The following is a 6572-nucleotide window of genomic DNA, read 5'->3' on the forward strand; positions in this document are numbered from 1 at the left end:
GCTTTCAGCCGTTCCATCAATTGGGATGCGGTCGCTGAACACTTGAAGAACCGCTCCTGATCGGAGCACTCTGACTCATTCGGCATAGCCTTTGCTTTTATGGCCTCTATAACACATAGGGCCATGAAGAAAATACTACTCAACATCCTTATTCCATGCCTCTTCTCGGGGGCTCTCAGCGCACAGGTGAGTGACTTGGGAATCGCCCTGTTCGACACGGAAGATTACCAAGGCCAGCATGTGTTCATCACAGAAGATTGGGATCCTGGTCTATCTAACATTCCCTTCGGCATCGAAAGTATCCGGGTACCCAAGGGCTGGGAGATCTGGGTATATCAAGGAGAGGGATTCTCCGGCAGGCATCGTGCTCTCACTTCAAATTGGGATGGCAATGGAAAACACGATTGGAGGTGGAAGAACGAGATACGGAGCATACGTATCATTACCGAATATCGCCCGAACCCTCTGCTTCAGGCCCTCACTTCTACCAAAGGTGTAGCCGTATTCACTCGCACCGAATACCGGGGAGATCACAAGTTCATCACCTCGGACTGGACGAGTGCAGAAGGCTGTTTTTCTTTCGGAATTGAGAGTATCCGTATTCCTGCACAATGGGAAGTGTGGGTCTATGAGGGAGATAATTTCACCGGTCGGCATATGAAACTCACGGAAGATTGGGACGGCATGGGCAAGAACGATTGGCGCTGGAGGGACGATATCCGTTCCTTACGCGTTATCCGCTCGACTATAGGCCTGGAACCCGATGTACCTGCACGTCCGAGCATACAGATCTACGAGCATGCTGACCGCACAGGAGCATCCTTCGAATTGACTGGAGAGTGGTCAGCCCTCGGGAGTGATGACTTCTGGAACGACCGCATCAGTAGCATAGTGATCCCTCAAGGCATAGAAGTACACGTATTCGAGCACACTGGATACCGAGGAAAGGTCAAGATACTGAAACGCGATTGGAGAGCAAAAGAGCCCGATCACTTCTGGAATGACCGGATCAGCTCCATCAAAGTGATTACACGGGATTACGTCATGTATTGAGTCTTTTCACAGTACCTGTGAATGCCTCAACATCTTTACTCTTTCAATATCTTGAATGTACGAGCTCCTTTTTCCGTGGTCAATTCGATCAGATAATATCCCGAAGAAAATGACTTGAGGTCCACCATCTGATCAGGAGCAATCGTAGCATGTACCACCTGTCCATTCATGTCGAGAATCCTGATCTCAGTCACTCTCGAGGAAGAATTGATCATCAGATGCTCAGCCGCTGGATTGGGATATACTTCAAGGAATTCGTCCAACTCATCGACTCCCACAGAATTATCGACCACAAAATCCTGTCGTCCATATAGACTCCACGTATCCGCGCTATTCCGAAGGCGTATGTAGAGAATGTGATCTCCTTCTGGAATATCCACAGGAAGTGGAATGGTCAGTGTCTCATCCACCTCGAATCCCGGTGTAAAAGAGAGCGGTGTCGCATTCCCCAATCCCGGATCCTCATCGATGAAGTACTCCAGATCTAAGACTTCGTTCGGGGTAGTGAGGTCCATCACAACGAATAACCGTCTAGCTGACAGACTCCAATTTCCTTCGGCATTCTGCACACGCACTTTGACCACGTGGAACCCTTCCTCTAGACCATCTGTGGGTACAGTGAAGGACTCTTCGACTTCCAATCCAGTAGTAACTGCAACGGACTCTCCTGCTCCTAGACCAGGTTCGCTATCCACCGTATACTCGGCAGCTACTATGTCATGAGCTATGGGGTCTCTGGTATAGAATATCTCTTCCGTATACAGCCCCCATTCACCATTCTCGTTCTGGGTGCGTATGTGGATCTTGTGCAATCCAGGCTCCAGACCGGAGAGGTCGACTATGAAGGATTCCTCAATTTCAGCACCTGGTGTAATTCCGATAGCTATTCCATTTCCGACTCCTGGATCGGTGTCAATGAAATATTCGGCCCCTGTGATAGATAGTTGGGCCTGTCCGGCTAGGATCAACCCGCAGGTCAGTAGTGTAAGTAGGTTTTTCATGACCTTAGGATTTAATTGCCCTTGGCCTTGAATTGCACCTCCAAGTCACTTCCGCTCACGACTGTGGTCGAGCTGATGGTCATTTGCGTAGGATATGGCAGATCCAATGGATAACCGTTCATACTGTATTCGAATCCATTGCCATAGATTCCGATATCTTCTCCATCCGTACCGGCCTGATATCCGGGAGAAGAGGGATCCAATTGATAATCGCTACCGGATGAGAATCCTCCAGTATTCGCATCTATGAGGAACACCGGATTCTCGTTGGAGGTATTGTTCGTGCCGGGTAGTTCGCCCATTATATCGCCTACATAGTTGAAGGACAGACAATTATTGTAGGTGACAGAAGAGTTGGACCCGGAAACTTCAGTGACATTTCCAGAATTGAAAAGGAATACACAATTCTCCACGACCAGGCCGGTGCACGAGTTCCATACCCACGGACTCAGGTCATTTGTATAGCAACGAATGATATTATTCCTGAAGACCGTAGTAGAATTGAGGTTCTCGAAGGTTGTCCAGGTATATGAAGTAGCACTGTTCTGAATAAAATTGTTGACGAACATCCAGTTGTTGTTCGCACTGCCTTGATCGATCAGATCGAACATATTTCCGGTGATCGCATTTCCTTGGAAGAGCCAATTGTCACAATTCTGACCAGCCGTGATCGTCCCTGTGAGTCGGTTATTGATGAAAGTCTGATTACTGTAATCCTGGTTCGTATTTCCCGATATATTGATATTGCTGAATCGCAGGCCCTGGAACGAACATCCAGGCGCACCGATGGGCGCATTGAATTGGAGAAGCTCCAGCTGAGTGTTCTCGGCCGGATTGAGCTCTGGTCTGTGAGCCATTCCTCGGAGGTGGATGGTCTTATTCACAGTGATACTACCATATGAATCAGGTGAAGGATGTATGTAGATGATATCACCGGCAGTAGCTGCATCAATGGCTGCCTGTACCGAGGTGAAATCCGCACCGGAATTCACATTATTGTCTACCGTATGAACGGTCTGTGCCCCCAGACCTAATCCGAGGGTCAAGGCGATTAAGAGAAATAGATTCTTCATAACAAGATGATTTTGAATGGGTTGATTAGTACCAAATCTAACGAATGATCGAATGCATCAAGCCCCTGTCGCTCAATATTTCGCGCCCACTCCCTTTGTCGAGAACGGAAGCCGATATCCCTAAGGAAGTCGGACTAGATGATCGTGCTTCTTGATATTTACATCAATGGTTTGATGACCTAGGATCATTCGTTTCAAGACATCCATGAATCGGTTTACCTTCAATTTGCGTTCTGTAGCTACACCACGTGAAACACTTCTTCATCATATTACTCATACTTCCCTTGCTATCAACGGCACAGTTCTTTGACACTGATGAAGTAGAATGGCTACCGCACTCTGTAGGTGAGAAGAAATGGAGGCCACTGGTCGGTTTCGATAGCAGGCGTTCCTTCTTCCAAGGGAGGAATGTCAAATTTCTGGGTCTGCGTTTCGGGGCCGAGCATCGCAAGGTCCATCGTTTCGGACTCGCATTTTTCGGATTGAGGGATGGAGACAGCTATGATGATGTCAGCATCGATCGGGAAGATGCGCCACCCGATGCACAAGCTGATTTCAATGTGAGTTTTGCCACGCTATTCTATGAGCGGGTCATCATGAAGGCCGGACCATGGGAAATGAGCACTCCTATCTACTTCGGAGGAGGGCGTATGATCGGTGAATATCGTAGTACAACAGGTCAGATAAAGACCTTTCTAGATGAGGATTTTTCCGTCTTGGGAGGCGGAATCATGCTGAAATACCGTGTTCTGCCCTGGCTCGAACCTGGTCTAGGAGGGGGATATAGACACGCTTTTGACTCAGAAAAGGAGGTCAAGAAGACCCTACAGCAGCCCTATTATGTGATAAAGGTGAGTGTTCTCCTAGGTGAACTATATCGTTCATTCATCCGAGGAGAAGACACTCAACTTTAAATGGTAAAAGACTGATTATCAGGCTTTACCCATTATTCTGAACATGCCGGTCCCACACTTGGGACATTTCCCTTTCATGGCTTTGCGACCGTTCTTCATGGTGACCTCATTGGCACCTTCCATGTCACGCTTTGCCTTACACTTCACACAATATGCTTCCATAATAATCGAGTCTTTTAGGTTTATTCTATCTAAATCTACTGAATACCAGATATTTCTGTCAAGTTCAAGCTATAACTCATTCTCAGAGTTTTCCACATGGTCAAAATGGACCCATCGGGTACTTTGGGTCTTCTAGACCACTTAAAGTCATGATGTAACCTTTTATGGAGAAGTGCGACTATCCAATTGACAAACCAATACTTTAGAGCGTGTCCCCAACCAAACATCAGCGATTCATGAAGGCGTATGAGGCCTGTCATGAGCCATTTGTGCGCTACTGTTCGGCAATAGCCTACAGTCGCATGGACGCTGAAGATCTGGTCCAGGATGTTCTCTTGAGCACCTTCAAGAATTTCGATAAGATCGAGAAGAAGGGGAAATTGCTTCATTATCTGATACGAGCGGCCAAGAATCGCTCAGTGTCCATCTGGAGAAAACGGAAGAATGAGGCCGAACTCACCGCCAAACATGACGAGCGCATGATGGCACAAGGAGTCTCAGCCGATGTACTTCTCGATATCCAGCTACTATATAAGGCTTTGGACAGATTACCCAAAGCCCACAGCGAAGCACTCATCCTCTATGAGATCTCGGGATTCAGTATGAAGGAGATTGCAGAAATGCAGAATTCGACCGAAGGAGCTGTCAAGACCAAGGTCAGCCGAGGTCGAGCCCTTCTACGTGAAATGCTTCAAGAGAACGGAATGAATACCAGTAGTGGACAATTGCTCAGTGTGATCCGATCGATCGCATTATAAGACATCAGTCATGAACGAGCAAGATCTATTCGATAACGTCAGAAAAGGACCCCCTGAGGTCAGTATGGACAAGGTCCGTAAAATGGTCGTGTCCTTTCCTGTTGCCAGCGCTCCTTTTGATTGGTCCAGTATCATCAATCTAAATACCATAGTTATGAGTTCGATTACAGCTTTCATCCTCGCAGGTTCTATGATGCTCTACTCCGGAGATTCGGAGGGAGATGGCCTGACCACCACTACCTATCAGATCGTACCAGACACGGAGCAAGTGGAAAACCTGACCCCACTCCTTGATCAGGATACACAGACCACCGCCACTGAAGCACAGGATATCCTACCACCAGAAGAACCCGAGATAGAGGACCCGATCGAAGAGCCTGCAAGCCCCAAGGTCACTATTCCTACTCCTCCCGAAGAAGTGACCGAACCCGAAGTAGAGATTGCCGTGGAATCTGAAATCCCTGAAGTTCCAGAGGCTCCAGCGACTCCAGAGGTCGAAGTAGAATCAGATGTGTTTGTGGAGATCGATATGCATGAGCGAACAGAAGAGATCCGTGCCAAGGTCTGGGAAAAGAATTGGAAGAAGGACTGCGAGGATGAGCATTCTCACAAGAGCAGTTGCAGTGATGGAAAAGCAGCCTCATTCACCATGTCAGAAGGCAGAAAAGAATTCCAGGTCGGCAAATTCCACTCGGTCAATCTGGCCGGTTCTTGGGACATGCACGTCACACAAGGGAATACGCACAGCGTATATGCTGAAGGCGATGATGAGATCCTAGAAAAACTGGAAGTGATCGAAAAGGACGGCCACTTGAAGATCCGTACGCAGAAGATGAAGGACTGGAAAAGCTATAAAGGCAAGAGCATGACCATCTACGTGACCATGCCTGATTTCGAATCCATGAGCCTCTCAGGTAGTGGTGCCATACAGATAGGTGATTTCTCTAACCTGAAAGGCATCAATCTCTCCATCGCAGGCTCTGGCAGCATCAATGCTGAAGGGGAACTCACCATGTCGGATTACTCCGAGTTCCACATCGCTGGATCGGGTGATATGAACGTGGATGGTAGCGCTCCTGATCTGGAGATCCATATAGCCGGGTCGGGCGATTTCAAGGGATCGGACTTGCGCACCGGTACGGCAGAGATCCACATAGCGGGTAGCGGTGATGTACATATCCATTGCGAAACAGAATTGGAAGCCCACATTGCCGGAAGTGGTGATGTGATCTATCGCGGCAGCCCCCAGGTGGAATCCAAAGTGGTTGGTTCAGGCAGCGTCAATAAAGAGAATTGAACGATTCTATAGTTCAAGGTTTGCGAAGAAGAGGTCTCGTTCAGAGGCCTCTTTTTATTTACCCTTCGATGTCAATGCAGGTACCCTGGATGGTTCGACCACCTGATGGATGAAGCTGATGCACTGTTCATTGAAGGCTTCGGCCTGTTCGATATTTACCACATGACCACACTTCGGAAATATCTTCAAGATCGTATTGGCCCGCTCCTTCACATAGCTCATGGCCGGATTGAGGAATAGATGATCTTGATCCCCCATGAGCAAGAGCCTGGGAATATCGGTCGCCTCATTGTAGAGGTCTTTGAGGGTTACAT

Annotated in this window: 8 protein-coding genes; 4 read left to right on the forward strand and 4 right to left on the reverse strand. The window is 48.1% G+C overall.

Features of this window, described 5'->3' with window-relative positions; translation table 11 throughout:
* Window positions 1–123: 123 nt before the first annotated feature.
* Window positions 124–1053 (forward strand): hypothetical protein, encoded by a 930-nt coding sequence (locus HKN79_11975; GenBank protein ID NNC84285.1) that lies wholly within the window; start codon window positions 124–126, stop codon window positions 1051–1053.
* Window positions 1054–1088: 35 nt separating this feature from the next.
* Here the strand turns inward: HKN79_11975 and HKN79_11980 are convergent, their stop codons facing one another.
* Together HKN79_11980 and HKN79_11985 are read right to left on the reverse strand one after the other, a co-directional pair.
* On the reverse strand, window positions 1089–2054 hold the full coding sequence (locus HKN79_11980; GenBank protein ID NNC84286.1) for a T9SS type A sorting domain-containing protein: 966 nt from the start codon (window positions 2052–2054) through the stop codon (window positions 1089–1091).
* 11 nt (window positions 2055–2065) lie between these two features.
* Entirely contained in the window at window positions 2066–3127 is a 1062-nt protein-coding gene (locus HKN79_11985; GenBank protein ID NNC84287.1) for a right-handed parallel beta-helix repeat-containing protein, read from the reverse strand.
* 248 nt (window positions 3128–3375) lie between these two features.
* Here HKN79_11985 and HKN79_11990 point away from each other — a divergent pair, with 248 nt between their 5' ends.
* Window positions 3376–4041 (forward strand): hypothetical protein, encoded by a 666-nt coding sequence (locus tag HKN79_11990; GenBank protein NNC84288.1) that lies wholly within the window; start codon window positions 3376–3378, stop codon window positions 4039–4041.
* An 18-nt stretch (window positions 4042–4059) separates the two neighbouring features.
* Here the strand turns inward: HKN79_11990 and HKN79_11995 are convergent, their stop codons facing one another.
* Window positions 4060–4203 (reverse strand): hypothetical protein, encoded by a 144-nt coding sequence (locus HKN79_11995; protein NNC84289.1) that lies wholly within the window; start codon window positions 4201–4203, stop codon window positions 4060–4062.
* Window positions 4204–4439: 236 nt separating this feature from the next.
* Here HKN79_11995 and HKN79_12000 point away from each other — a divergent pair, with 236 nt between their 5' ends.
* The gene (locus HKN79_12000; protein ID NNC84290.1) at window positions 4440–4961 is read left to right on the forward strand and encodes an RNA polymerase sigma factor; all 522 of its coding nucleotides are present in this window, start codon (window positions 4440–4442) and stop codon (window positions 4959–4961) included.
* A gap of 10 nt (window positions 4962–4971) precedes the next feature.
* Window positions 4972–6258: a DUF2807 domain-containing protein gene (locus HKN79_12005; GenBank protein ID NNC84291.1), complete on the forward strand. Its 1287-nt coding sequence runs from the start codon at window positions 4972–4974 to the stop codon at window positions 6256–6258.
* Window positions 6259–6312: 54 nt separating this feature from the next.
* On the opposite strand, the gene HKN79_12010 is transcribed toward HKN79_12005, so the two are convergent.
* Window positions 6313–6572 (reverse strand): hypothetical protein (locus HKN79_12010; protein ID NNC84292.1); only part of this gene is annotated, 260 nt, incomplete at its 5' end.

The sequence above is a fragment of the Flavobacteriales bacterium genome (assembly GCA_013001705.1).
Classification (GTDB): Bacteria; Bacteroidota; Bacteroidia; order Flavobacteriales_D; family JABDKJ01; genus JABDLZ01.